The 25,139-nt window shown below is 36.6% G+C and carries 21 protein-coding genes; 4 read left to right on the top strand and 17 right to left on the bottom strand.

Features of this window, described 5'->3' with window-relative positions:
- Positions 1–19: 19 nt before the first annotated feature.
- From V192_RS0115290 to V192_RS0115275, 4 genes are all read right to left on the bottom strand, one after another.
- A complete protein-coding gene (locus V192_RS0115290; protein ID WP_025873209.1) occupies positions 20–937 on the bottom strand; it encodes an L-lactate dehydrogenase in 918 nt (305 codons plus the stop codon).
- A 119-nt stretch (positions 938–1,056) separates the two neighbouring features.
- Positions 1,057–2,373, bottom strand: a complete 1,317-nt coding sequence (locus tag V192_RS0115285; RefSeq protein WP_025873208.1) for a hemolysin family protein — start codon at positions 2,371–2,373, stop codon at positions 1,057–1,059.
- A gap of 204 nt (positions 2,374–2,577) precedes the next feature.
- Positions 2,578–4,524 carry a KUP/HAK/KT family potassium transporter gene (locus V192_RS0115280; protein WP_167331083.1) on the bottom strand — a complete coding sequence of 649 codons (1,947 nt, stop codon included), beginning with the start codon at positions 4,522–4,524 and terminating at the stop codon, positions 2,578–2,580.
- 538 nt (positions 4,525–5,062) lie between these two features.
- Positions 5,063–7,699, bottom strand: coding sequence for a calcium-translocating P-type ATPase, PMCA-type (locus V192_RS0115275; protein ID WP_025873206.1), 2,637 nt, complete (start codon positions 7,697–7,699; stop codon positions 5,063–5,065).
- Positions 7,700–8,405: 706 nt separating this feature from the next.
- Between V192_RS0115275 and V192_RS0115270 the strand changes: the two genes are divergently transcribed.
- On the top strand, positions 8,406–8,660 hold the full coding sequence (locus V192_RS0115270; RefSeq protein ID WP_025873205.1) for a helix-turn-helix transcriptional regulator: 255 nt from the start codon (positions 8,406–8,408) through the stop codon (positions 8,658–8,660).
- Between the two features lie 19 nt (positions 8,661–8,679).
- Positions 8,680–9,012 carry a hypothetical protein gene (locus V192_RS0115265; protein WP_025873204.1) on the top strand — a complete coding sequence of 111 codons (333 nt, stop codon included), beginning with the start codon at positions 8,680–8,682 and terminating at the stop codon, positions 9,010–9,012.
- Between the two features lie 62 nt (positions 9,013–9,074).
- Here V192_RS0115265 and V192_RS21665 read toward each other — a convergent pair whose 3' ends face one another.
- The 6 genes from V192_RS21665 to V192_RS0115240 form a co-directional block, all read right to left on the bottom strand.
- The gene (locus V192_RS21665; RefSeq protein WP_167331082.1) at positions 9,075–9,245 is read right to left on the bottom strand and encodes a hypothetical protein; all 171 of its coding nucleotides are present in this window, start codon (positions 9,243–9,245) and stop codon (positions 9,075–9,077) included.
- A gap of 81 nt (positions 9,246–9,326) precedes the next feature.
- Positions 9,327–10,571 carry a lanthionine synthetase LanC family protein gene (locus V192_RS22420; protein WP_239644709.1) on the bottom strand — a complete coding sequence of 415 codons (1,245 nt, stop codon included), beginning with the start codon at positions 10,569–10,571 and terminating at the stop codon, positions 9,327–9,329.
- Between the two features lie 20 nt (positions 10,572–10,591).
- Positions 10,592–12,223 (bottom strand): type 2 lanthipeptide synthetase LanM, encoded by a 1,632-nt coding sequence (gene lanM / locus V192_RS22415; protein ID WP_239644708.1) that lies wholly within the window; start codon positions 12,221–12,223, stop codon positions 10,592–10,594.
- Positions 12,224–12,495: 272 nt separating this feature from the next.
- Positions 12,496–13,500, bottom strand: coding sequence for an alpha/beta hydrolase family protein (locus V192_RS0115250; protein WP_025873203.1), 1,005 nt, complete (start codon positions 13,498–13,500; stop codon positions 12,496–12,498).
- A 1-nt stretch (position 13,501) separates the two neighbouring features.
- On the bottom strand, positions 13,502–14,113 hold the full coding sequence (locus V192_RS0115245; protein ID WP_025873202.1) for a GNAT family N-acetyltransferase: 612 nt from the start codon (positions 14,111–14,113) through the stop codon (positions 13,502–13,504).
- Complete coding sequence (locus V192_RS0115240; protein ID WP_082266047.1) at positions 14,103–14,915, bottom strand: MerR family transcriptional regulator; 813 nt, start codon at positions 14,913–14,915, stop codon at positions 14,103–14,105. The genes V192_RS0115245 and V192_RS0115240 overlap by 11 nt, the downstream gene beginning before the upstream one ends.
- A 340-nt stretch (positions 14,916–15,255) precedes the next feature.
- Here V192_RS0115240 and spxA point away from each other — a divergent pair, with 340 nt between their 5' ends.
- Positions 15,256–15,654, top strand: a complete 399-nt coding sequence (spxA, locus tag V192_RS0115235) for a transcriptional regulator SpxA (protein ID WP_025873200.1) — start codon at positions 15,256–15,258, stop codon at positions 15,652–15,654.
- A 138-nt stretch (positions 15,655–15,792) separates the two neighbouring features.
- On the opposite strand, the gene queA is transcribed toward spxA, so the two are convergent.
- Positions 15,793–16,824 carry a tRNA preQ1(34) S-adenosylmethionine ribosyltransferase-isomerase QueA gene (gene queA, locus V192_RS0115230; RefSeq protein WP_025873199.1) on the bottom strand — a complete coding sequence of 344 codons (1,032 nt, stop codon included), beginning with the start codon at positions 16,822–16,824 and terminating at the stop codon, positions 15,793–15,795.
- Positions 16,825–16,988: 164 nt separating this feature from the next.
- Here queA and V192_RS0115225 point away from each other — a divergent pair, with 164 nt between their 5' ends.
- The gene (locus tag V192_RS0115225) at positions 16,989–17,879 is read left to right on the top strand and encodes a VOC family protein (protein ID WP_025873198.1); all 891 of its coding nucleotides are present in this window, start codon (positions 16,989–16,991) and stop codon (positions 17,877–17,879) included.
- Positions 17,880–18,762: 883 nt separating this feature from the next.
- On the opposite strand, the gene V192_RS0115220 is transcribed toward V192_RS0115225, so the two are convergent.
- From V192_RS0115220 to V192_RS0115195, 6 genes are all read right to left on the bottom strand, one after another.
- A complete protein-coding gene (locus V192_RS0115220) occupies positions 18,763–19,275 on the bottom strand; it encodes a hypothetical protein (RefSeq protein WP_025873197.1) in 513 nt (170 codons plus the stop codon).
- Positions 19,276–19,459: 184 nt separating this feature from the next.
- Complete coding sequence (locus tag V192_RS0115215; RefSeq protein WP_239644715.1) at positions 19,460–21,007, bottom strand: DUF4097 family beta strand repeat-containing protein; 1,548 nt, start codon at positions 21,005–21,007, stop codon at positions 19,460–19,462.
- A gap of 8 nt (positions 21,008–21,015) precedes the next feature.
- Positions 21,016–21,333: a PadR family transcriptional regulator gene (locus V192_RS0115210; protein ID WP_025873195.1), complete on the bottom strand. Its 318-nt coding sequence runs from the start codon at positions 21,331–21,333 to the stop codon at positions 21,016–21,018.
- A gap of 232 nt (positions 21,334–21,565) precedes the next feature.
- The gene (locus V192_RS20400; protein ID WP_025873194.1) at positions 21,566–22,126 is read right to left on the bottom strand and encodes a hypothetical protein; all 561 of its coding nucleotides are present in this window, start codon (positions 22,124–22,126) and stop codon (positions 21,566–21,568) included.
- Between the two features lie 39 nt (positions 22,127–22,165).
- Entirely contained in the window at positions 22,166–22,831 is a 666-nt protein-coding gene (locus tag V192_RS0115200) for a hypothetical protein (protein ID WP_239644707.1), read from the bottom strand.
- Between the two features lie 42 nt (positions 22,832–22,873).
- The gene (locus V192_RS0115195; RefSeq protein ID WP_025873192.1) at positions 22,874–24,862 is read right to left on the bottom strand and encodes a glycosyltransferase family 2 protein; all 1,989 of its coding nucleotides are present in this window, start codon (positions 24,860–24,862) and stop codon (positions 22,874–22,876) included.
- Positions 24,863–25,139 lie beyond the last annotated feature (277 nt).

Below are 25,139 nucleotides of genomic sequence, written 5' to 3'. Positions count from 1 at the left end.
TCGAATCATACATCTTATTTTACTGCTTAAATGGGAGATTAGCCAGTCCATTTTTGATAATGTCAATCGAATGTGCTAGGGAATCATTTTCTTTTTCAGTCAGCGGGCAATGAACGAATGCCTCTATCCCATTTTTTCCGATCACGACTGGTTGTCCATAATATACATCTGCTTGTTTGTTATATGCCGAAACGGGCACGATCGTTTTAGAGTCATTTAAAATCATCCGAATCAGACGAGCCGCACAAGTTGCGATACCATAACTTGTATAGCCTTTCCCAGCAAATGCATTCCAGCCTCCTGCTCGAACAGCTTCATCTAATATTTCTAAATCCAGTTCACGATCCCAAGACAAAAGCGGGCGATCTCCAACAGTCACACTCGACCAAGCAACAAATTGGGAGTCCCCATGTTCACCATAAACATAGCCACCAACATTGCGGCTGTCGATGGATAGATTGCGGCTTACTGCCTGTTTCATCCGTGCTGTATCCAACATCGTGCCTGTTCCAAAGACTTTATTGGTTTTGAAACCTGTTAATTTTTGCATATAAGCTGCAATGACATCACATGGATTTGTGATCGTCACTATAATTCCATTAAACCCAGACTGCTTGATTTGAGGTGCCGTTTCTTCTACTATTTTACTTGTGATTTCAAGTTCTTTAAAACGATCTCCATCATCTCCCAGCGCACTGATTTGTCCTGCGCAAAAAACAATGACTGATGCATCTTTTAATGCTTGATAGTCCTGAATGATGATCGTTGTTTTGCCTGTTAAAAAAACTTGTGCATCTAATAAATCATATTGTTCAGACATTGCTAATTTTTCATTCTTATCGATCAAAACAAGTTCGTCAACTAAATTTTCAGTGACTAATGTATAAGCAAGCGTTGCACCAACATGACCTAACCCAATGATTCCTACCTTACGCATTCAAACACTTCCTATTTTCATTTTTTCTTAATCCTAGCTGAATAATTAGTTTCCGTCAATCTTATTTACCACTTCAAACTAAAAAATCGAGATTGTGACATCACTCTTCGAATCATGTCCTAATCTCGATTTACTCTTTTATTCAGTTGTTTTTTTACTTTAAAATAATCAATATGTGCATGTTCATAGTCCATCACTTCAAAAGTAAAATCATCGATCTCGATTTGATCTCCTACAGCAATTTGATTATTTTTTCTTTCTACAATAAAACCAGCTAATGTAGACATTTCTGATTCCTCAAAAGCAGCAATTTTGACTTTAAAATACCGTTCGAAATCATCCAGCGTAATCTTTCCTGAAACAATATATGAATGATCCGACTCCTTAGCAATCAAGGCGTTTTCCAAATCCGTCTCATCCCGAATGTCTCCAACCAGTTCTTCTAGAATATCTTCGATCGTGACCATTCCGGTGGTTCCACCATATTCATCCTTCAAAATCGCGATATGCTTGCCTTCTTTTCTCATCATCGTCAATAGACTTTTGATTGGAATAGTCGCTAACGCAATAATCGGCTCTTCTACAAGTTCGCTGACTTTTCTTTGGCTGTCGATAAAGGATTCTTTGATCAAGGCAGGTAGCGTCACGTAGCCTAATACATTATCCTTAGATTCTTCGATCACAGGATAACGTGTATGTCCCCGTCTTAACGAATGCTGAATCGCTTGCTCTACGGTTTCATCTGCTTCAAATACTTCCATAGAAGTACGATCGACCTGAATCTCTTTAGCTAAAGTATCATCAAATTCAAAGACATTCTCCATATAATGATATTCTTCTTTTGTTAATTCACCTTTTTTATAGGAATCCACAGCTACAAATAATAACTCTTCTTGGGTCAACGTTTCTTCCCCTTCAGAAACCAATTTTATTCCTAATAGCTTCCCTAATTTTGCGGCGGAGTGATTCAATAACCAAATAAAAGGATACATCACTTTATAAAAATAGTGCAAAGGTTTAACGATTGCTAGAACTACTTTCTCAGTTTGCGCGATGCTATAACTTTTCGGTAATAATTCCCCGACAACAACATCGACATAGGTCACAATGGCAAAACCTAAAATAACTGAAATCGTTCGACTAAGGGCTGCGCTAATCGGCAAATTTCCAATCAATGGATGTAACAGTGCCGCCACAGATCCTTCACCGACCCACCCAATAATTAGTCCAGTCAAGGTGATCCCCAATTGACTAGCAGACAGATAGGCATCTAAATGATGGGTAACATGGATGGCTAATTCCGCATTTTTCACATTATCCTTTTTCAATTGTTCCAATCTGGACATTCGAATTTTCACTAAAGCAAATTCACTTGCTACAAAAAATGCCGTGATCGCAATCATTAAAAATAGGATTAAAAAATTTATTGCAAGCATAGTTTACACCTCGTTTTTCTTCTCTTCTTATTTATTATACTTGTCCTAATGCAATAGAGCGAATATGAACTATTGACTAATAGAAAAAATGAGACCGGCATATAACTCTTCGAGTCATGCTCCAGTCTCATGAATATAGCTAATCAGTTGGATCAGAAACCACCTTTGCTCAAATAAATACTTCCGATCCAACTTCATTTTCCTTTATACTAAAGTTTTTCTTTCTCTTAACCTTGTCTTACGGGCATCTCCAATAATCAACGGAACAGATTCATATTTCACTTCACTATATTCCAAACCAAACCAGTTTTCTGGAGTAGTTGTTCTTTTTTTGATTGCTAATTTCAGCTGCATGATTTGGCGATCCCACTTCTTCAATTCCGTTACTTTCGATAATTCTTCACGAATAATAATGAATTGGAAGTCACCAACTTCACGTCCAGGCGTTAATGAATATTTCTGCGGCTGCTTAGGTAAGCGTCCTTCTTTCATTAAATCATAAACGATCTGACGAATGTAGACATTCACTTCCTGTGCTACATGAAACCCTAGATATAATTGTACTTGGACAATAAAATCAGTGCCCATCATGTCTACAGAATATTCCTTCGTAAAAGGCTCATCCGTTACTTCAACATTGACAAACCAGTACACATTGGCTCTTTTTGGCTGTTTATCTAAAATCGAATAAATAATTTGACGGCCGATTTCATCCCCGATCGTATCTGGTGTCATGAAAACGACGTTGGTTTGAGATTTTGGAACTGTTGTGTCATCTTTTAACATTCGTAATTGTTCAACATATTGATTCAATGGAACTGTATCAGAGGTTTTCTCTTTGATGATATTGCCCCATTCCCAAATCGTCATAACGGCCAAAATCAACAGAGCAATCCCAACAGCTACATAACCGCCATGGAAGAACTTCGCAATACTTGAAACAAAGAAAATCGATTCAATACTACCAAAGAATAAGGTAACCAAATATGCAACCCATCTTGGCGCACCTTTTTGTAATAGATAAAACATTAATAATATCGTTGTCATCAGCATGGTCACAGTAATCGAAAGGCCATAAGCGGCTTCCATATGCGTAGATGTTCTAAAGGTGATCACGATCAATGAGCAGACAATCCATAACATCATATTAACTGCTGGAATGTACATTTGCCCAATATTGGCACCTGGATAGATGATTTTTAATCTAGGCAAAAGCTTTAATTTGATAGCTTCAGAAACTAATGTGAATGAGCCTGAGATCAATGCTTGAGAAGCGATAACGGCCGCAACTGTGGCAAAAACAACACCGATCAGCATAATACTATTTGGCATCATTTGGAAGAATGGATTTAAGTTTTCAATGGCTAAAATCGATGGATCATTTTTTGCACTCAAGATCCATGCTGCTTGTCCTAAATAGTTAAGGATCAAACAAACTTTAATATAAGGCCAACTGGCACGAATATTGTGTTTACCAACATGACCTAAGTCAGAATACAAAGCTTCTGCACCAGTCGTTGCTAGAAAGACATTTCCTAAAACAAAAATCCCTAATTTATTTTCTGGACTAAGCAATAGATGAATTGCATAATAGGGGTTCAATGCACGAAGAACCGTCCAGTCTTGTCCAAAATTGATCAGCCCCATCACACCTAGAAATGTAAACCAAGCGAACATAATCGGCCCAAAAGCTTTACCCACAGCATCCGTTCCAAAACGCTGAACAGAAAATAAAATAAGAATAATGACTAAAGTAATCATCACAATAATGTTTTGATCACTGCCGAACCGATCAAAAAACACTGGAATTCCCCGCAGCCCTTCAATCGCCGTTGTTACCGTTACAGCAGGCGTTAACACCCCATCAGCTAATAACGCTGCTCCACCGATCATTGCTGGAATGATCAAATATTTTCCTTTTTTACGTACAAGCGTATACAAAGAAAAAATTCCGCCTTCGCCATGATTATCCGCATTTAAAGCAATCACCACATATTTGATCGTTGTCAAAATCGTTAATGTCCAAAAGATCAATGATACCGCACCAATAATGAAATTCTCTGAAACATTTTGAAGACCACCATTGTCCCCAACGATCGCTTTCATTACATAAAGCGGACTTGTTCCGATATCACCATAAACGACACCCATTGCTACTAAAAGACCAGCAGCGGTCAATTTCTGATGATGCGAAACTTTTGACTTCTCTACCACAAAATTCTCCTCCAATTTAAAAGCTGAACAGGCTCGGTCAACCTTGACAGGAAACCCACCTAACCCAGATCTCACTTTTTAAGTAAAACAAGAGACCTAAGTGAAACGACACTCGGCCCTTACACTTAGGTCTCGCAATTTCATTCTTAGACCAGTGTTTACACACTTGCTGTTGATCTAAAAACATAGATGAACTATGCTGCTACTCCCCTAAGATTTTTATTTGGGCATCCAAATAAAAATATCGGTTGTTAGTTATAATTAAATTTAAAAAATACCAGCTAAAAAAATAAAACAACTGATTTTGATAACAACTATAATACTCCTTCATCATTTTAGCAAGTCTTTTATGTAAATAAATTCAATAGTATTTTCAAGATAGTTTTTCAATCTATCCAAAGTGATGAAAAAGAACGCTTGACGTATAGATTTCTACTAAGAAATCAACACGTCAAGCGTTGCCTTTAAGCTGATTTTATTCTGTGTCTTCTTCCACTGAATAATGGAATTTGATCATTTCATTAACAAAAATCGGTATGATCGATAGTCCCATTACTAATAACCAATGATTCATTCCAATCGGAACTAAACCAAATAGCTCTTGCGTGAATGGTAACAACGCAATCACTGTCGTAATAATAACAGCTAATACAGCCATTTCAAACAATGATTTATTTGTCGATAATTTTACTCTAAAAATGGATTCTGTACTTCTTACATTGAACACATGCAAAATCGATGAATAAGCTAAAATCAAGAATGCGACTGTTTGACCAATTTCATGACTTGCTTCAAAAAAGTAAGAAACTGAATCAACATTTGCGCCTAAATAGAATCCAAACAACGTAATTACTGTAAAGACAAAAGCATTGATTCCGATTTTTTGCCATAAACCACGTGCAAAAATTCCTTCATTCCTTGGAATCGGTGCTTCATCCATGATTCCATTTTCAGCAGGTTCTTTCCCTAAAGCAAAACCAGGCAGTCCGTCCGCAACAACGTTTACAAACAATAATTGAACTGCTGTAAACGGTGCTCCCCAGCCAAGCAGCATAGCAATCAATACAATAAAGATCTCCGAAATATTACAGCTTAGTAAAAAGTTTACCGCTTTACGAATGTTTCGGTAAACCGCTCGACCCTGAGCAACCGCATCAACGATTGTTGCAAAATTATCATCAGTCAAAATCATGTCTGCTGCTCCTTGAGCAACATCTGTTCCAGTAATCCCCATAGCACAACCAACATCACTTGCTTTTAGGGCAGGTGCATCATTAACACCGTCTCCTGTCATCGCAACAACAGCACCTGTCCGCTGCCAAGATTTAACGATACGAATTTTGTCTTCTGGTGTTACTCGAGCATAGACAGAGAGTGATTTCACACGTGAATCTAACTCGTCATCAGACATTTTTTGCAATTCTGATCCTGTCAACGCTTCGCTTTTATCTGTTAAAATCCCTAATTCTTTGGCAATCGCTCCAGCGGTCACGACATGATCTCCTGTAATCATGACTGTTTTGATGCCTGCTTTTTTCGCTCTCGCAATAGCGCCTTTACTCTCTGGTCTTGGTGGATCGATCATACCAACCAATCCTAATAGGCGCAGGTTCTTCTCTAAGGCCTCTGAGGTGATATCTGTGGGTTCTTCATCATAGATGGCATAACCCACTGCAATCACTCTTAAAGCACGTTTTCCAAAGCGGTCGTTTACTACTGCAGCTTGCTCAACATCACCAAAACGGAAGCGAGTCAATAAAACATCAAACGCACCTTTGGTTACAGAAATATATTTTTTCCCCATTTTATGAACAGTCGTCATCATTTTACGTTCAGAATCAAAAGGAATTTCTCCGATTCTTGGGTATTTTTCTTCTAGTTCAGCTTTCGTGTGATAATTTTCCTCCACTGCACGAACAATCGCAGCTTCTGTCGGATTTCCTTGGATGACTAAATCGTCTCCATCTTTATCTACGATAACATCTGTACAAAGCGAAGCCATTTTTAAGACTTCCATTGCTTCATCGGTCATCGCATCCTCTGTATCTGTTACTTCATCGCCACGAGACCAAACTCGTCTAACGCGCATTTTATTTTGTGTCAAGGTTCCCGTTTTATCAGAACAGATCACGTTGGCAGTTCCAAGTGTTTCAACAGCTGGTAAACGGCGAATGATCGCATGTTTTTTCGCCATTTTTTGTACCCCGTAAGCCAATGTCAAAGTCACGATCACCATCAATGTTTCAGGTACCGCTGCAACAGCTAATGATACCGCCGTCATAAACATTTCCAATATCGGCTCGCCTTGTAGTTCACCAATGATAAAGACTAACGCCGCAGCGCCTAATGCAATAAAACTGATTCGCTTTCCTAATTGGTTCAAACGTTTTTGTAAAGGCGTTTGCTGAGTTACATCGTCATTTAACAAGCCAGCGATTTTACCCATTTCAGTTTGCATCCCAGTTGCAGTAACAATTGCTCGCCCACGACCATTTGCCACTGTACAGCCTTTAAAGACCATATTGATTTGATCGCCGATCGGTGCATCTTGTTTCCCTATGTACTCCGAATCTTTTTCAATAGGTTCACTTTCTCCAGTAAGTGCTGATTCTTCTACTCTAAGTTGTGATGCTTGGATCAAACGGGCGTCAGCTGTGATCATCGACCCTGATTCTAATACAAGTATATCCCCAACAACAACATCTTCTGCATCGATGGTCTCCACTTTGCCATCACGTAAAACCGAACTACTTTGTTTGTTCATATCCTGCAGTGCTGCCAATGATTTCTCAGCATTTCCTTCTTGAACGATTGCTAAGACTGCATTGATGACCACGATGGCGATAATCAAAATCCCTTCAAAATAATCCCCATGATCTGTAGCAATAGCTGTGTAAAAAGAAATGGCTGCAGCAACTAATAAAATGATTGTTGTAAAATCAGATAAGCTATGAAGAAACTTCTTTACTATCGATTCTTTCTTGGCTTCATGGAATTTATTGGCACCATGTTCAGCTAGTCGCTTCTTTACCTCTTGTCCGGTTAAACCTTGCTCTTTATTTGTGTTCACTTCTTTGATAATTGTCTCGATAGGTTGTTTGTATGCTTCCATCCTATCCCCCCATTCTTATTTTTTCCTTCTATTAATATAGTATCTATATTCACTATACCATGTTTTTTTTTCAAACTTCAATAAATATGGCTAAATTTTCATTTTTTTCTGGCAATTTCTTTCAATAAAAAAGCTGTCGTTCATCAAAAAGAAATTGTAAAAAGCGAAGTCTTTTAATTTGAAAACGCTTACCTTATATGTTACTATATTTATAGAAGGAAGGAGGAAATGTCAGTTGTATTGAAGAATTTCTCGAAGTAGACAAGAGTAAACACAAAATTGTTAGCAGAACACGATTCACCTTTCATCAAGATATATGTGTAAAGTATATAATCATAAAAACATCTTTAAAAATAGTGAATATGTGTAAAAAGTTGGACAGTCGATCCAAATAAAACAAAAAAACACGTATAAAGATAGTTTGATTGAAAAAATTTTAAGAAAAGAAATGTAGAAAATGTAATGAAGACAAGATTTGGTTTATGAACAAGAAATTCAACTAATTACTTTACATGTATAACGAAAAGTAAAAAATCATCATTCAATACACTGATTCCTTCCAGTAACAAAAGCCAAGCTAGTCGAGAAGCTTGGCTTTTTTCTTTATATTTTATCTGCATGATATTTGTAAGTGAAAGTAAGATATGGTATATTGACTATGCGCTTTTTATTTTATACATAAATTAGACTATTGGAGGGATTTGCATTGCCAAAAAAGAAGAACTCATCTTTTGAGAGTTCCATTCACGTCTACAGAGCCATGAAACGCATGACCCAACAGGAACTTGCTGACAAGGTGGGAGTATCTAGACAAACAATTATTCAGTTAGAAAGAAATAGGTATAATCCTTCCCTTTTACTGGCTCATGACATAGCGGACGTATTCGAAGTGCCGATTGAACAAATCTTCACTTTCAAAAAATTAACAGAAGACGAGCAAGCAAACGACGAAACCGACTAACGGAAGGAAAGGATAAATTATGACTGAATCACTTAAATCTTTTTTTGATAACTTGCCTGTAAATCACTGGAGCAGTTTACTGATAGTTATACTTTCTATTGTATTTATTGGATACTCTGTTTACTTTTTCTTTAGCAAAGAGGGAAAAGACGAACGCGGAGAAAAAATAATGTCCAAAGCTAGTTTCGTAACTTTCATCGTTACATTTATTTTATTAGCAGTGTTAAATAATGTTTTTTATGATATCGCTACTTATAGTGCAACATCATACTCTTGGCTATTAAACTTAGTAGTATTTTTAATATCAGGAACTCAAGCTGTTGGCATACTTATTTTAAGAAAAATAAAATAAAATAGAAAAAGCTGAAAAGAAAACAATTAAATTGTTTTCTCTTCAGCTTTATTTATTTTAGTCTACCAACAAATAAAACGAGACCAACCTGCTAGTGAATTTGGTGTAGCTTCCTCAAGTCGATTAAACATCTCATCAGTCTCTTCATTTCTTTCGAAAGAAGTACCTACAAACTTATCCATTTTTTGTGTGTCAGTTCTTGCTTCCATTTTTTCAATCGATAATTTTCTCATAATATTATTTCTCCCCCTTGCATTAATACCTAAATTATAAAGCGTTCTCTCAAATAAGTAAAGTTCTTTTTTCAGATTGTGTTACTTAATAAATAACAAGGAGTGGACATTGAGTGGATCGTATGCTCTTAAGACTTGATAACCAACTCCAGTTAATCCGCAGAAAAGTCCCACTGGAATACTTTCTGTATCAGCTTTCAGCCGAATAACATCGTCAATTAATATATTAATATCATTTAAATGGTTGTCTTTATTTCCATAGGTTCCATGACAAAGACAATCATCTTCCCTATTCTTATCCTCTATTTTTCTGTCTCTTTCATTGAATCTTATATCCAACAATTGACAGACTGTTTCGAGTCCAATTATTCCTTTACACCAAGAGTGATTAAGTGTGTCGTTTTTTTCAAGTTTTTTTTCAAATGCTTTTTGATACCATTTTAGTTTTTCTTTAATTGTGGTCTCTTTAAGAACCTGATCAGCTTTGCTTAATCCGTAGCAAACACCCGCGTAGCCATGAGCAAAACTATTGTCTGTCATTTCTTGGTAAGTCACTGCTTTTGCACAAGCTAAAAGTACTTCATAGGCCTCTTCACTAGCATAGGTTTGATAGATAGCTGCTAAAACAGCTAATAAACTAGCTTTGCCGTAAAGCCATTCATTCGACTGATTTTCTGATACTATTTGACGTGTTTTTAAGGCTTGTAAACTAGTTTCCATATAAGAACGATGCTTGGTATCATTGAGCAGTCTTGAGACGTAAAAGGCAACGGTCAAACGCATCCCTTCATCAAAAAAAGCACTCTCGTAAACTTGTTTTTTCCGCTCACCGAAAAAGATTTCTTTTTCCAATAAATCGATGACTTCCTGATAGCTCTCTTTCGGGACAAAATGATTTAGATAAACGAAAAATAAATACACACCTGCACTGCCTCCGTAAAGATCTGTATCTGGATAAACAATACCGATTTCACCATCAGACTCTGGAAGAACAGAGAGCCAATCTACTTCACCATGCTCAGGCTCCAAAACAAGCTGATCAAGGATGTTATCTCCAATATCAGCGGCCTTTTGTAAAAGTGGCTCTTCAATCGATTCGTTTTTCGCTGGAATTGTGATTTCTTGCGTATTATATTTTAGAGTAGCTAAACTTTCTTTTAATAAAAGATAGGAAAAATGACTCGTTTTCTCTGTTATTTGCTCCATATGCTCCACCGTATCCTGTAAGGGCGACTTTGCCAAAACTTGATGCAGCTCATGACCATTTGTATAGATATTCGTTAAAGAGGTATTCGCCGTAATCAATGGAACATCATGATCTAACATCGCTTGAATTTCAAAGGGAATCAGGCTTCCGGAATGATTTGGCTGGCCCATAAATTTTCAATGATTTTTTCTCGCTCAATATAATTAGCCATGCTATCGGTGTGTAAGGTAAAGTTCAATAAATTGCCATAATCTTGTGTATCTCTATAGATCAGCCGAATCGTTGTATCCGTAAATAGCTCTTTAACCTTCTGGATAAATCCAGCTTTATTTTTTAATAATAACTGATTCATCTCTTTAAAGGCATCTTGGATTTCATGACGGTAGACTTGATAATCCACTTCTTTTCCTGCTAGGCGCGGAATATTTTTTGCACCATCCATATAGGCTTCTTCTAGTTGAAAAGCAATATCACTAGAACGATCGTTTCTCAGTCTTCTGACCTTTTTAGGCAATTTCTGTTTAGTACCAGATAAAGCATCCATTTCCAAATCACGTTTCCATTGTTTTTTTTGAGGCAACAAACCTGTAGCAATGACCGAATGCTTTTCTATTCGAGTTTGTCTTGTTAATTTTTTGGACAGTTTAAACATGTCCGGGCGAATCAACGTCTCAACATCGATCAACACAGGATAAGAGCCGCTAGCAATCAAATTTTCCATATGCAAATCCGTTGATCCTAACCAATAAACGATTGCCAACAACTGACCATAATTGTGATAAAAAGCTGTTACGTCACTTTCTTCTAGACACTCTTGATAAGCAACTTCTTCCTCGATCGTAAAGGTTGGTTGTACAATCCGCTTGATTTTATAAAAAGACGAAGTTGGATTTAATTCTTCAATATACGTCAATAACGCATTAAACCGCTCACCAATCTCAAGATTTTTAAATTTAAAAATCAATGCCTTGTCTTGTATTTGAAACTGAATCACCGTTTTCCCACGCTCATGACTATCCCCTTGTCCCAGCTTGATTTGAGTGAGATGCATTGGAGTAGTGATAGCAAATACCTCCGCCAATTGTTCAGTAGAGTCATTCAAAGAAGAAACAAACGCTTCGATCATTTCGCATGCAAATGTCAACCTGACAGCAAGAATTCTAGCAAGTGTAGGGTATTCGCCATAAAAAAGATAGGTTCGTTGTTTATCACCGAGAAATTCCTTGATATAGTTAGCAAATTCTTCTTCTTTTGATTCGGCTTGTAATTGATACTCTTCGATCATCTGATGTACATCCCAAACCAGTGTCTTTTGGGCTATGAAAAAGAACTCATCAGATAACTGAGCGATCAGATCCTCCATTACTTCTGTTGAGATCTGGATGGATGGATATTTTTGTATCAGCGTCTGAATATGCTTCTCATAGTAATCTAGATGAAAACGTAATGCAGCGCTTAAGCTAAGGTCTTTGATCGGAATCTCAGCTATAAATAAGCGTCTATGTAATTGAAACCAGTCACTTTTTTCGATCATCGGTAATAATAATTGTGCTCGTTCTTCAGTAAACGGCATCAGTCCCACACTAAAAGTCGATTCGTCCCAATGGTAATGCTGCAACATTTTCTGATAATCAGGGGCTTTCAACAAGCTTTTACGTGCTCGCCATTGCTCTAGATAACTTTCTTTATCTACTTCTATCGTTTGATTTTTCCAACAATCGATTCGTTCTGACAGTGTTGCTGCATAACTGTATGTCACTTCTTCAATCATCACACGTTCTCCTTTGGCATTCTTTGTACCTCCTCTTTATAATAATAAAAAAATAGCAAAAATACTATGTTATTTTTATTTTCGCTTTTAGAGATCGATCCGGTATCCTTTGATCCTAAGGCTAAAATTTAGTGAGATCAAACGATTGTCTACTCTACTAGCTATTTTTGATCTCACTACATTTATTCCAGCCGCTCACAGAATCTAAATAAATAGAAAAAAACAAATATGTCCTTCTTTTTTCGCAGTTGAGCCTTTTATACCTGTCTTACTCACAGTTTTTCTACTGACAAATAACATTGCCGTAAAAACGATTTATTCATTAAAAAATCTTTAGGAGCTAACAGATAAGTTCCTATCGTCACCCATTCAGATTGGGCAACAGTTGAAGAAATCATACTGTGCGCTGCGTCTTTAATCTTAAAAACGGTCAACAATTCTTTAGGAATTTTTTTTGAATACGTTTTTTCAGTTTCTAAAACATCGACATTTTCATCATGATCAGCAAGGAATACATCCACAGGGACTTCAATCTGTTCTAAGTCCAATTGAGCATCTGAATATAGGTTTTTTTTAACAAAAATCCAACGATCTTTTGACATCGGCTCTTGTTCCGGTGTATTTGCTAGATATTCTTGATAAGATGTGTTCTTTTTCAGCAATGAGACAATTTGTTGTTCTTCTTCTAAAGATTGTTGGATTTGTCTTTGCGTCTTACCTTCACGCTTTAATTTTTCAGTTGTATAATAATCATTTTGACTCAGCCAGTTAATTGCTGGGGAAACTAAGATCACCTTAGATATCGGCACCTTCTTTTGCGCTGCTACTTTTGGCACGACCCAGCCACCTTGGCTTACTCCCCATAAAATAATTTTTTCTGTATTTAACTCTGGTTGATCCATGGCCCATTGAATGACTTCGGTCACTTCTGCCGCTCGTTCATCCATCGATTGATGTAACCAGTTTCCATAAGAGCCAGCTACTCCAAGTTTTGCCCAGGAAATTGTCGTAAATCCGGCTTTAGCAAACTGTTCCATCATTGGTCTATAGCCGCCCTCGTTCGTAGCATCAACTGGTGCATCACCATGGACAAGTACAACGATCCCTTTTGAACGCTGCTTCACGGGCTCTATCACTACAGCTGAGACCTTCCCTTTAGACAATGGGATCCATTTGCTCGTCTCTTGCATCTCGTAACAATGTTCATACCAAACAAATATTCCTAAAGCGATCATCACACCTAGTAAACAAACTAAACGTTTTCTACCTCGCCGCATATTATTTGCTCCATTCCATAAAAAGCCAATTTGCTTCATTCACTAACAGACCTAAAATAAGCTTTCTTTTCTTTTTGACGATGGTAAAACCACACTTTAAGTACAAACGTAGTGCCTGATGATTATTCGCTGAAACTAGTAATGTGAGCTTCTCTCCTTTTTTTACTTCTGCTTGTGCGGCCTTGATCAAAGCTTTAGCAATCCCTTGTTTTTGATAGCTTTGATGAACAGCAATATTTTCTATATAATGTTCTTTTTCACCTGGTGAATACTCCAAAGCTGTCAATAATACAACATATTTAAAAATAGTAAACAAGCCATACTTCTTAGATAGCTCAAACGGATAGGCAGTTTTTTTAGGTATCGCTGGTTTTCCAGAAACACTTAAAATACCGATAATTTCATTTTCATCTTTCACGATGTAATCAGTGGGACTTGCTTGAGGTAACGCATAATGTTGCTCAAAATAAAGCAGTGTAGCTAACTTGTCCTTTGCCGCTAACCGAATTCCGGAAAATTTATCTGCAAACGAGGTCAGAAGCAACTGTAGAAGCTGTCTTACTTCATGTTCAGGCAACTGATTTCGAGCAACTAACTCTATTTTATGATCCATGGGGTACTCCTTCTTTCACCGAAATAAAGTATTGTAATTCATATAAAAGTTTATTATTCATCAAAATCGAAGAATAAGCAGTCTCTTTAACAATGATTTCAGCTCCCTCAAAAAACGGAATGTTGACTTCTTTACTAAAAACGTTGATTGCTTCTAACAACTCCTCTTCTGTTGCAATCCAAACTCTTTTCACTAGATAATCCCCGGCTTGTAACATTCGCTGACCCGTTGAACCCTCACCTTCGACATAAACCTCGATTTGTTGGGCATTCACTAAATAGTAAAATGATTCCCCAAATAGTGAACGATTTCTTTGACTATTTTTTATTGCTTTATAGAATTCCGAGATATTCAACTTCTCCGTCATTGGATACGAATAAATTTTATTCAATGTTCTTTCTGGTAAGTTAAGATAGCTTTCATCTTTTTGCTCGATTTCTGGTAGCAAACGCTCGATCTGCTCTTTGGCTGAGAGCAGCTGTTGTAATTTTACCTCTGTTGCTTTCAAGGTTTCCTTTAACGTCTCTTCTGCCCAAACATCATCCTGATTCGTCATAAACTGCGCTATTTGAGCTGTTGATACCCCTATATTACGCAGTAAGAGAATGTTTGACAGCTGATACACCTGATCCATGCCATACTTATGATAGCCATTCACATCGATCAACGCTGGTGTTAGCAACCCTTTTTCCTCATTGTAACGAATCTGATGTTTAGAGATAGACATCAACTCCGCTAATTGTCCCATAGTTAAATACGTTTCTATTTTCCTCTCCTCCTCACTGTGATTGTGTTCTAGCATAAACTATCAGGTCACCCAACAGTCAAGTTGTATCTTATGAAATAAAAAGGAACGTCTCAATTTTTTTTCGATCCACTTTTTTGAAAACGTTTATAAATGATCGTAGAGAATATCCTGATGACGCTAAATTCTTACATAACAAAGTGAATTACTCATCATCATCATCGATATTGTATTTTGTTCAACAAAAATAACAAAAGTTTGTGAATTTTTAGCTATTTCTACCTTTTGATAGAAATAAACAGCTATTTTGTAAGCATTTATTTTGTGATTTTTTTACTTTTCGTATATTATAGTTATTAAGAGGTATGTACCAATATTTTCGAAAGGACTGAAAAATATGTTAAAATTGTATACGACAAATAGCTGCACATCATGTAGAAAAGCGCGGAGATGGCTGATCGATCATGAAATTCCATTTGAAGAAAAGAATTTTGGCACTACTCCTATTACATTAGATGAACTAAAAAATATATTGATCCTTACTGAGGAAGGAACGGAAGATATCATTTCGATTCGTTCCAAAGTTTTTCAAAAATTAGATATAGATATCAACGAATTGCCGTTACATGCTCTATTGGAATTGGTTAAAGACAATCCAGGACTGCTTCGTCGTCCAATCATGATCGATGAAAAAAGATTACAGATTGGTTTTAATGAAGATGAAATTCGCTGTTTCCTGCCTAGATCAGTTCGTAAAAGAGAATTATCTCAAACATTACTTTTAAGCGGTTTATAACTGTTACTGCCTCGAATCCAAACTAATCAAAAAACTCATTCTCTTCTAATCTTGAACGAGTGGGATAAATGTATTAAAAATGCATTTATCCTACACTCCGCTCGATTAGAGGCAGAACGAGTTTTTTATTTTCTGCAATTACTTCACAAACATGGCATCACCAAAGCTAAAGAAGCGATAGCGTTCATCGATTGCATGCTGATAAGCAGTCAGGGTCAAATCTCTACCCGCAAAGGCACTGACCAACATTACCAATGTCGATTTAGGTAAATGGAAATTCGTTGAAAACGCTTGGACAATTTTAAATTCATAGCCCGGCGTAATAAAAATATCTGTCCAGCCGCTATCTGCTTTGATTTGTCCGTCAAATTTCGTTCCGATCGTTTCTAATGTACGAATCGATGTTGTACCTACGGCAACGATTTTTCCACCATTTTGACGAACATCATTTAATTGAGCCGCGGCTTCTTCTGTTAACCGATAAAATTCACTATGCATTTCATGTTCTGATATGTTATCTACACTAACCGGCCGGAATGTGCCTAAACCGACGTGTAAGGTCAAATAAACGAGCTTCACGCCCTTTGACTGGATTTTACTAAGTAGTTCCTGCGTAAAGTGTAAACCCGCTGTAGGGGCAGCAGCAGAGCCATTTTCTTTTGCATAGACTGTTTGATACCGGTCAGGATCTTCTAGACGTTCTTTAATATAAGGTGGCAAAGGCATTTCTCCTAGTGATTCTAAAATTTCCAAAAAGATGCCGTCATATTTAAATGTCACGATCCGTCCGCCATGTTCTAGTTCCTGAATAACAGTTGCGGTTAGGCGACCATCACCAAAACTGATTTGGGTACCGACTTTCGCCCGCTTAGCAGGTTTAATCAATGTCTCCCAAGTATCACCTTCTGTATTTGTTAAAAGCAGCACTTCTAAATGCCCGCCGGTTTCAGGTTTTTCTCCATATAATCGAGCTGGCAACACCCTTGTATCATTCATGACCAAAGCATCTCCTGCATTTAATTCATCAATGATTTCATGAAAATGTTTGTCTTCTATTTCTTTTGTTTCCCGATTTAAAACTAAAAGACGGGAACTTGTCCGATCTTTCAAAGGCGTCTGAGCAATGAGTTCCTCTGGTAAATCAAAATCAAAATCTTCTGTACTAAGCATATTTGTCACTCTTTCTACTTGATTTGTCTTGGCTATTCTACCATTTTTTATGCTATCTGGCTATGAAGAAAACCCCTGTTAAAAAGCGAAATACTTGAACTATTTATTTATACACCTTATACTTACTTTTAGTAAGTGAGTTAAAAATGTAAGGAGGCTTTCCAATGTTCGCACCTATTCATCATGTTTCACTATTAACAAGATTTGCTGAGGAAAATCATTTCTTTTATACAACTATCCTTGGATTGCGTTTTGTAAAGAAAACCGTTAATCAAGATAATCATAAGATGCTGCATTACTACTACGGTGACTATGCTGGCACACCTGGTTCCGTTATTACCTTTTTTGTGGTTCCATCATTAGCACAACGCTATGATAAGATTAGTTTTTTAAGTACGATCGGATTAAAAATCCCTAAAGGTAGTCTGCTTTTTTGGGAACAACACTTAACTGATGCTCAGATTGAATTTACTAAAAAACAAAATAGACTTCATTTTACAGATAAGGATCAAGTAAAGATCCATTTGGTTGAAGTTGAGCAAGAACCACTACCACAAGAGCTGCAGGTGGATAATGCTATTCCAGGCGACAAACAAATTCTAGGGCTTTTATCTACTGAATTTCACGTTGCCGATCCTAAAAAAACGGCTGATTTCTTTTATCAACTAGTAGGCTGGAAAAGCGAACAAGGAAAAATCCAACTCAATAAAACGGATCATATTCAACTTCTGCCAACCGCAACAGCAGATAAAACACGAATGGGCCGAGGAAGTATGGATCATGTTGCTTTTTCAGTTCAAGATGAAAAAAAATTGGATGAACTATATGAAAAAGCGAAAGAACAAGGATGGGACATTGAAAAAATCGTCCATCGCGGTTATTTTAAAAGTCTCTACATCAGAGAACCAGGAGGCACTCGAGTTGAGTTTGCAACCTTGACACCTGGATTTACGATTGATGAACCATTAAGCTCCTTAGGCGAGCACCTTGCCTTACCGCCATTTTTAGAAGAAAAACGTTCTGAAATCGAAGCAACTATCTATAAAGAAACATAACTTATCCAACAATTAAAAGCTGAATTAAAAACGATGATATACTATCAAAGGGGGTCTTCCTTTGCATCAACGCTCTTAGTTCAGCTTCTCTATATCTTTCATTTAATTATTCTCACTCAACGGTTCACAGATGAACTGTTCCCAACTAAAAATACAAACAGGCGCTCAAGCTAAAATAAATTGACTTGTCTAGAATTCATCAATTTCTCTATGCTCTCACTCCCGTTTGTATCCTTTGAACCACCAAAGACTACTTTTTACTAAACAGAACATTACCACCTTAACGATTCTATAAGTATTTGTAGGTCTTTGGCTCTTCAGTCTGGCAAAGTTCCTATTTACTAGCTAGCTAAAGCATGTCGGCTTCATTCATCAGCCAGCAGCTCATACAAATCTTTACCTTCAGATAGAAACAAAATAAAAAATGGTGTTGGCAAAGTACACCAACACCATTGCATGTTCAACAAATAGACATCACATTATCCATCTTCAACTCTGACAAAGAAAGTTCTAGATATTTCTCCCAAAATTGAGTAAAATGGAATATGTCGATGTTACGCATTGACACGGGCAACTTGATTGGTCAGCATTCTCTGACTTCTCAGGGCTTCATGGATCAGCGCCAACTGATCTGTGAAGTGCCTTTTTTTATTCTATTCGTTTCTATCTATTACTCATTTTAAAGAAAAACAATTTCATAGTCAACAAAGTGTCAGAATCTTTTTTGTTTATCTGGTTTTATTGTGAAAATACAATAACGTTTTCTAACTTTTTTGTAGCTTAACTAAAAATTTTGTTGTTTGTCCATTGAAGCAAAAAACAGAGCGAAATTCGAGAAAATCGATTTTCAAACCCTGCGTTTTATTCCCTTTGGTTGTACTATTTACATACTAGGTGAATCTAAATACTCTTCATACATCCACAAAGACTCCACATCAAATTCCTCTACTGTTGCCTTATTTATTTCTTTAGAAGAGGTCCTTCTTAGATAATTGATTTCTCCTTCTTCGATGAGGAATGTCCAATTTTTGCTGTCACTCGCTTGGATAATATCTGTGGAATCGATCATATTTTTTTTCAGCCATTCTTTTCTGTCTATTTCATAGCTTGAATCATCATGAAATAGCTCTTTTTTTAGTAAAACAAATTTTGCTGAGAAATCCATTCCTGCAGCCATTCGATACAGTTGGTCTGCTTCTTCAACGCATTGTTCCTCGTTATAAATATCTCCCAATAAAACAAACGAACTAAAACATTCATTTAATTGGATACCACCATTTTTGATGCTTGTTTCAATAACCAATTTGAAAAAGTAGACAGCTTGCTGCAGCTGATTTTCATTCAAAGCTTGCTGAGCATGTTCAAACCATTTTTTTATTTTCCTTTTTTTAAACATTTTTTCTCCTTTAAAAACCTTTTTTCTAGAAAGTAGTGAGCCAACGTCCCTCTTCCTACTCAATCATTTCATTTTTAAGGAGAGCTAGACAAAACTTGTAGCGTTTCGCCCAACTCTCCTTTTGAATAATTCAAATCAACGCAACATTTACCAGCATCGCTCTAAATATTATCTTCGATTGATTTTATTCAACTTTCTTTAGAATCTTGACATCTCCCGATTTTGATTTTACGTCAATGCTATATTTTTCGTTCCCTGATACATCAGAGAAATCATTTTTCAATTCACCCGTCTCTGTATTTACAGTAACTTTAACTAGTTGGCTAGGATCTTGCAGCCATTTGATGAAACCTGATTGACTAGAGACACGTGCATTTAATTTGCTGCTTTGGACAGCGATTGTTGGACCGGAACCATTTTTCAACTCTAACGTTCCTTTATTTTCTTCTGAGACAATCTTCCCACTATCATTGACTAATGAGAGGTCGCCATTTGTTCGTTTGACAATTACTTGACCGTTTGTTGCAGTCGCTGTAAGTTTTTTTGTTTCAGAATCTTCTAAAATCATCCGCCCCGAATGATTATTTAATACGACATTATCTGAACGCAAGAATTTTAAAATAGAGAGACCTTGATCCCCCTCAATTGTCAGGTCTCCTAACATTCCGGTGATAACCGTTTTTCCAGAAGTACTCTTAACATCTAAGTTCATAGCAGATTCCTCTATGATTACATCACCATAATCACTTCTGATCTTCCCTTCATCTGCGATAATATTTTTCGCATAAACATCACCTGAAATCAAATCTAAATCGAAATTCTTTGTTTGAATATCCAACAGCCGCAAATCTCCCCGACTTAGCCCTAAGTGGAAATCATCCAAGATCGTTCCTTTTGGTATAAAGAAAATCACTTCTGAACGTCCTGTTCGAGTGAATGTATCAAAAAGATTTTCTTCATCTAAACTCAAGTTGACCTTGTTATCATACAGACCTTCTTCAATTTTCTTAATATCACTCTCTTTAAATCTGCCTTTGACCATCAAACTTGGTTTATCTGCACTAGATACTTCTACAGTCGTGATTTCAACATCTGCATCTGAATCAAAGCTAAATGCAGCATGATCGTTAGAAGAAAGACTGATTTCTTTATAATATTGTCTGCCCGTATACATTAATTGACCTGTGACAGAAAAAAACAATAGCATCATAGTTCCTATTAGCAGTAAGCCAAGCGATAAACCATTGATCAATTTCCTTTTTTCAAAGACCCAGCCTTTTATGACTTGCAAAATAAGTGCTAGCGATAAGAAACATAAAATCGTTGGAATCCCAGCTAAATTTCGTTCTTCATTCAATTCTTTAACCGTATAGATCAAGAAAAAAGCAAACGACGCTACTAATAACAAAAGTAGTAACGGTTTCAATACTTTAAGCGTTGCTTTTAGAAGCTTCTGCATTCTCTTTTTCTGGGATTGAATGAATACCTCTTTAATTTCTTCTCTGGGAACAACAGAGGTTTTGGCATTGATCGCAGCATCTAAGCTTAAGTCTGCATAATAATCTGCTGCCACCTCTTCTGGCGGGGCAAGCCCGGCAACGACTTCAGCTTCTGTCTGTCCTTCTTCCAAACAGATATCTAGCTGCTCCAACAAGTATTCTTTCAACTCATTAAAATCTTCTATATCCTCTTCCGCAAAAGCAGCCTTTAGTCGGTTTAAATATTCTTCCATCGTGTTCACTAATCTGCCTCCCTCAGTTTACGTACTTGTTCAACGAATTCATCCCAATCATGCTCTAAAAGTTCCAAATATTCTTTTCCTTTATCTGTCATTTGGTAATACTTTCTGGAAGGACCATCAGGCGATTCTTTTGTGTAGATCACACAATATTCTTCTTTAACTAATCGACGCAAAACTGGGTAAAGCGCCCCTTCGGTAATTGGTATAAACTGATTCACTCGCTGTGTTAACTCATAACCATATCGATCTTCTTTTTCTATAAAATGAAGTACACACATTTCTAAAGCACCTTTTTTAAATTGGCTGGAAGCCCTCATTGCTCAATCCCCTTATCACAGTTTTGATTGACAAATTACCCACCGTTTTTATAAATGTCCACTGAAATAAAATGACGATGAAAAGAGCAATTATGACCAAGTTCATCTCTATGCTGCCCGTCTGAAACAGACTACTTTACTGTAACCTTAAAAATCTGTTTTTAGTGCATGCAAAATCAGCCACGTACAGAAGTACTTTATGCTTTACAATAAAATATTGTTTCGTCTTTTATTAGTGGTTATTTCGGTTGTAATTCTTTTTCTCTTGAATGATACCTTGACGCTCTTCCGGTGTCAAATTAGGATCTCCCAATTGCTCCCCCCATTCGCGATTTTTTTGACCTCTTTCCTGACCATTAGCAGAAGCTCCCGAAACAACCTCAGGGGCAGCCGCATTTTCTGGTGTCTGAGGTGCTTGTCCTTCTACCGGTGGTTGAACTGCCGCTTGCTCTGCTACTACTGCTTGGGCTTCTTCAGCCGCTTGAGCTTCTTGAGCTACTGCCTGACTTGCTGTCGTTTCTGCTTCGGCTTTTTTAGCAACTTCTTTTTGACTTTTCTCTGCTTCTTGTTTTTGGACTTTCTTTTTTTCTTGGTCTTTTAGTTTTTTCTTGATTGAGTTTTCAACATGAGCGATCTTTTTTGATACGACCTCAGCCAATCGTTCTCTTTTTAATGCAAAACGTTCTCTAACAGCTTCATCTTTAGAAAATGCCGCATCTGCAGTATTTATTGTCTGAGTCGTCCCAATACCGATCATTAAAAAAGCTATGCAAAATACTATAAATTTTTTCATTCTAACTTCTCCTTAATCAACATATTTCTTTTCTATTGGTTATCCTTGAAAAGCATCTAGCAATTCATTAAACCGTTTTTCCTCGTCTACAATGATCCAATATTTTTTCTCTTTTTTATCCGGCTCCAATTCTAAATGAATTATTCTCGGTTCTTTCGCCGCTTTCAACTCTTTAAATGTCTTCTTTAGTGCTTCAAATTGAATTTGATTAAGGTCTTTGTCTGTTAATGCATTTAATTCTTTTAAAATCCCGTTTAATTGCTTTTCATCAGTGATTTTATCAATATCATCTAGCTTTTTGATGGTATCATAGCCTTTATTCTTTAACCATTGTACCAGTTCTTCATCGGTTTTTTGATCAATGATTTGATCGAATTTAGTTTGATCCAATCCAATGACCGCAACCTCAGCTTCTTGCTTTTTTGCCTGACTATCTTTCATCTTTACTGTAAAACTGGTTTCTTTTTCTAGTCTTTCCTGATAGATCGTTACTACTTCCTTTGCTTGCTCTTTTGAAAGCTCGAACAGCTCAGAGAAATCTTGAATTAAATCCTCCTGACTTGGTGCATCTAATTGATAAAAATATTTTTCTGCTTCTTCTTTATCTCGCTCGTAAATTACATTATTGATGAAAGCTGTAGCAACTTCTTTAGGATCAGCGTTCTTTGCGCATCCTGTAAAAACAACAACTATAAAAGCTAACATGATAATTATTCTCTTATTTTTCATACGTCTAATTGGCTCCTTTTATGACAATAACTGTTGATTTTTTTGTGCATCTTTTCTATTTTTGAAGATATACTTGAAAATCGTGTAAAACTTAACTCTGATGGAATGGATATCCCCCACACCATATTTTGGATCTGAATAAATCAACCCTAACCAACGGTAGTGATTTTTACGTGAAAACTTCTGGGTTTTGAAGGTAATTTCAACTTTCCCAGTTAAATTAATTATACGCGAACGAACCATTTTTACATTTTTTATTTTTTGAAAAGAAAGAAATCCCTCTTCTTGATTCAGCAATATACTTAAAAATGGATCGTTTTGATCGGCTATGATCGTTACACTTCGTTCACCTAGGTAATTGATTTTAACAGGGATCACTTGATCCTCTTTGACTAGTTTCCCATCGTAGTCAACTGGTATGATCATTGGTAAACGTGGACGTTCATATGCCACACTTACTGCAACAGTCAAGCTAACAATATTGTAGAGTAGCCAATAAATATTGATAGAAAAAATATTCCACCACTGCAGATGAGCAAAATCTAATTGCACGATATAATAAATCAAGGCAAAACAATTTGCGCTCAATAATAAGATCTGAACTTTACAATTGCGCCAATCAAAATAGCCTTTTTCCCCCTGGATTCCTTTGATCGTTACATGGAACTTTTTATTCTTTTTAGGACTAAACAGTGTCTCTTTCCAAACAGCCCAGGAAACTTGAGGTGCAGTCACTAATTCATAAATATTACTGATAAATGAATTGTATTTTTTTCTGGCAACTGATTTATACATCAAACTACCTGATAAAAAGGCCGGTAACCAGAACACCACTAGATGTGGCAGTGTCGTCTTCAAGCTTGAAATATTAAAAACTAAATATAAAAATGGGCAAAGTAAATAAATCAGTTTATACATACCCGAATACCAATACATCACACCATCCAGATAAAACCATTTTTGAATAAAGGTTAAATTCTTCAACGTTTTCAACGTATACTTTTTAGCAACTTGCACATTGCCGCGTCCCCATCGGTCCCGCTGCTTTACATAATCGGCTAACGTTTCTGGCGAAAGACCTGAAGCCAGGGCTTCATTAACGAATACACCTTGCCAGCCATTGTTTTGCAGCAATAAACCAGTAGCCATATCTTCTGTGATCACACCCGTCGTGAAGCCACCGATCGAATCTAATGCTTCACGTTTAAACAAGGCATTGCTTCCTACATAAAGAACGGCATTGAATTGATCTTTGCCTTCTTCTAAACTACGCATAAAAAAGTCTTGCTCATTATTGATTTCACTATCTAAATATAGATTATGCTGAAAGATATCCGAATTAAAAAATGTTTGTGGTGTTTGGATAAACCCTACGTTCTCCTTCGCAAAATAGCCCAGCGTTCGTTGCAGAAATTCTCGTTTAGGTACCATATCCGCATCTTGCGTTACGATGATTTCTCCATTCGTTTTAGTTAAGGCATAATTCAGATTGCCTGCTTTAGCATGCTCATGTGTAGGACGAGCAATAACTTGTATATGATGTTTTTCAGCTAGCTTTCGTACCATCGAGCGGTCACCATCGTCACAAAGATAAATGTTCAGTAATTCTTTCGGATAATCAATCGATAAACAACCAACAACTGTTCTTTCTAAAATCTCAATATTTTCATTATATGTAGCGATTAAAATATCAACTGTAGGCAAATTCTCTAATTCATCCAGTGATTTTTCAGTCCGTTTATATGGTTTCCAAAATAAGACGACCAAAGTAAAAGCCTGAACAAATCCCATAAATTCTGCCAAATACAATAAACTTCCTGCAATCAGCTCGGCAACATTTTCAGTAGGAATCGTATAAAAAAATCGCCAAATCAAGTAAACAAACTGGATCACCACAAAACCCGTCAATACAAATTTTCGATAACGTTCCATTTTCTTTGAAATAAGATAAAACAAAAATAAATAACTTAAACTAAATACCAAATATCCTAACCCAATTTTTTCCATTTCGTTCTCCTTTTCACTCCCTATTATTCATAAAATAGTAGCAACTAGTCAACAATATACTAAGGTTTCCTACTATTGTCAATAGAATAATAGTTATTTCGAAGATCTTGTCCGACTTTTTCAGTGTTTTTATTATGAAACCGTTACTATCCCTTTATTATTTTTGACCTTAAAAAACGAAAAAAAACATCTGATTTGTCGAAATCATTGTTTTGTAGCATACTAGTAGTAGAAACATTTAGTAGGAAACACTAAAATCGGTTAGAAAATGAGACAC

It is taken from the genome of Enterococcus crotali (assembly GCF_000633635.1).
Lineage (GTDB): Bacteria > Bacillota > Bacilli > Lactobacillales > Enterococcaceae > Enterococcus_L > Enterococcus_L crotali.
Note: the sequence above shows the minus strand (reverse complement) of the source record. Positions and strands in the feature narration are given on the sequence as shown.

What these genes read in the sequence shown, in the direction of transcription:
- V192_RS0115290 (WP_025873209.1), bottom strand. Translation starts at nt 937, where the DNA reads ATGCGTAAGGTAGGAATCATTGGGTTAGGTCATGTTGGTGCAACGCTT.
- V192_RS0115200 (WP_239644707.1), bottom strand. Translation starts at nt 22,831, where the DNA reads ATGTTAGCTTTTATAGTTGTTGTTTTTACAGGATGCGCAAAGAACGCT.
- V192_RS0115265 (WP_025873204.1), top strand. Translation starts at nt 8,680, where the DNA reads ATGACTGAATCACTTAAATCTTTTTTTGATAACTTGCCTGTAAATCAC.
- V192_RS0115285 (WP_025873208.1), bottom strand. Translation starts at nt 2,373, where the DNA reads ATGCTTGCAATAAATTTTTTAATCCTATTTTTAATGATTGCGATCACG.
- spxA (WP_025873200.1), top strand. Translation starts at nt 15,256, where the DNA reads ATGTTAAAATTGTATACGACAAATAGCTGCACATCATGTAGAAAAGCG.
- V192_RS0115275 (WP_025873206.1), bottom strand. Translation starts at nt 7,699, where the DNA reads ATGGAAGCATACAAACAACCTATCGAGACAATTATCAAAGAAGTGAAC.
- V192_RS0115215 (WP_239644715.1), bottom strand. Translation starts at nt 21,007, where the DNA reads ATGGAAGAATATTTAAACCGACTAAAGGCTGCTTTTGCGGAAGAGGAT.
- V192_RS0115220 (WP_025873197.1), bottom strand. Translation starts at nt 19,275, where the DNA reads ATGTTTAAAAAAAGGAAAATAAAAAAATGGTTTGAACATGCTCAGCAA.
- V192_RS21665 (WP_167331082.1), bottom strand. Translation starts at nt 9,245, where the DNA reads ATGAGAAAATTATCGATTGAAAAAATGGAAGCAAGAACTGACACACAA.
- V192_RS0115245 (WP_025873202.1), bottom strand. Translation starts at nt 14,113, where the DNA reads ATGGATCATAAAATAGAGTTAGTTGCTCGAAATCAGTTGCCTGAACAT.
- lanM (WP_239644708.1), bottom strand. Translation starts at nt 12,223, where the DNA reads ATGATTGAAGAAGTGACATACAGTTATGCAGCAACACTGTCAGAACGA.
- V192_RS0115195 (WP_025873192.1), bottom strand. Translation starts at nt 24,862, where the DNA reads ATGGAAAAAATTGGGTTAGGATATTTGGTATTTAGTTTAAGTTATTTA.
- V192_RS0115240 (WP_082266047.1), bottom strand. Translation starts at nt 14,915, where the DNA reads ATGCTAGAACACAATCACAGTGAGGAGGAGAGGAAAATAGAAACGTAT.
- V192_RS0115225 (WP_025873198.1), top strand. Translation starts at nt 16,989, where the DNA reads ATGTTCGCACCTATTCATCATGTTTCACTATTAACAAGATTTGCTGAG.
- queA (WP_025873199.1), bottom strand. Translation starts at nt 16,824, where the DNA reads ATGCTTAGTACAGAAGATTTTGATTTTGATTTACCAGAGGAACTCATT.
- V192_RS0115250 (WP_025873203.1), bottom strand. Translation starts at nt 13,500, where the DNA reads ATGCGGCGAGGTAGAAAACGTTTAGTTTGTTTACTAGGTGTGATGATC.
- V192_RS0115280 (WP_167331083.1), bottom strand. Translation starts at nt 4,524, where the DNA reads ATGGGTGTCGTTTATGGTGATATCGGAACAAGTCCGCTTTATGTAATG.
- V192_RS0115210 (WP_025873195.1), bottom strand. Translation starts at nt 21,333, where the DNA reads ATGAGGGCTTCCAGCCAATTTAAAAAAGGTGCTTTAGAAATGTGTGTA.
- V192_RS20400 (WP_025873194.1), bottom strand. Translation starts at nt 22,126, where the DNA reads ATGAAAAAATTTATAGTATTTTGCATAGCTTTTTTAATGATCGGTATT.
- V192_RS22420 (WP_239644709.1), bottom strand. Translation starts at nt 10,571, where the DNA reads ATGTTAGATCATGATGTTCCATTGATTACGGCGAATACCTCTTTAACG.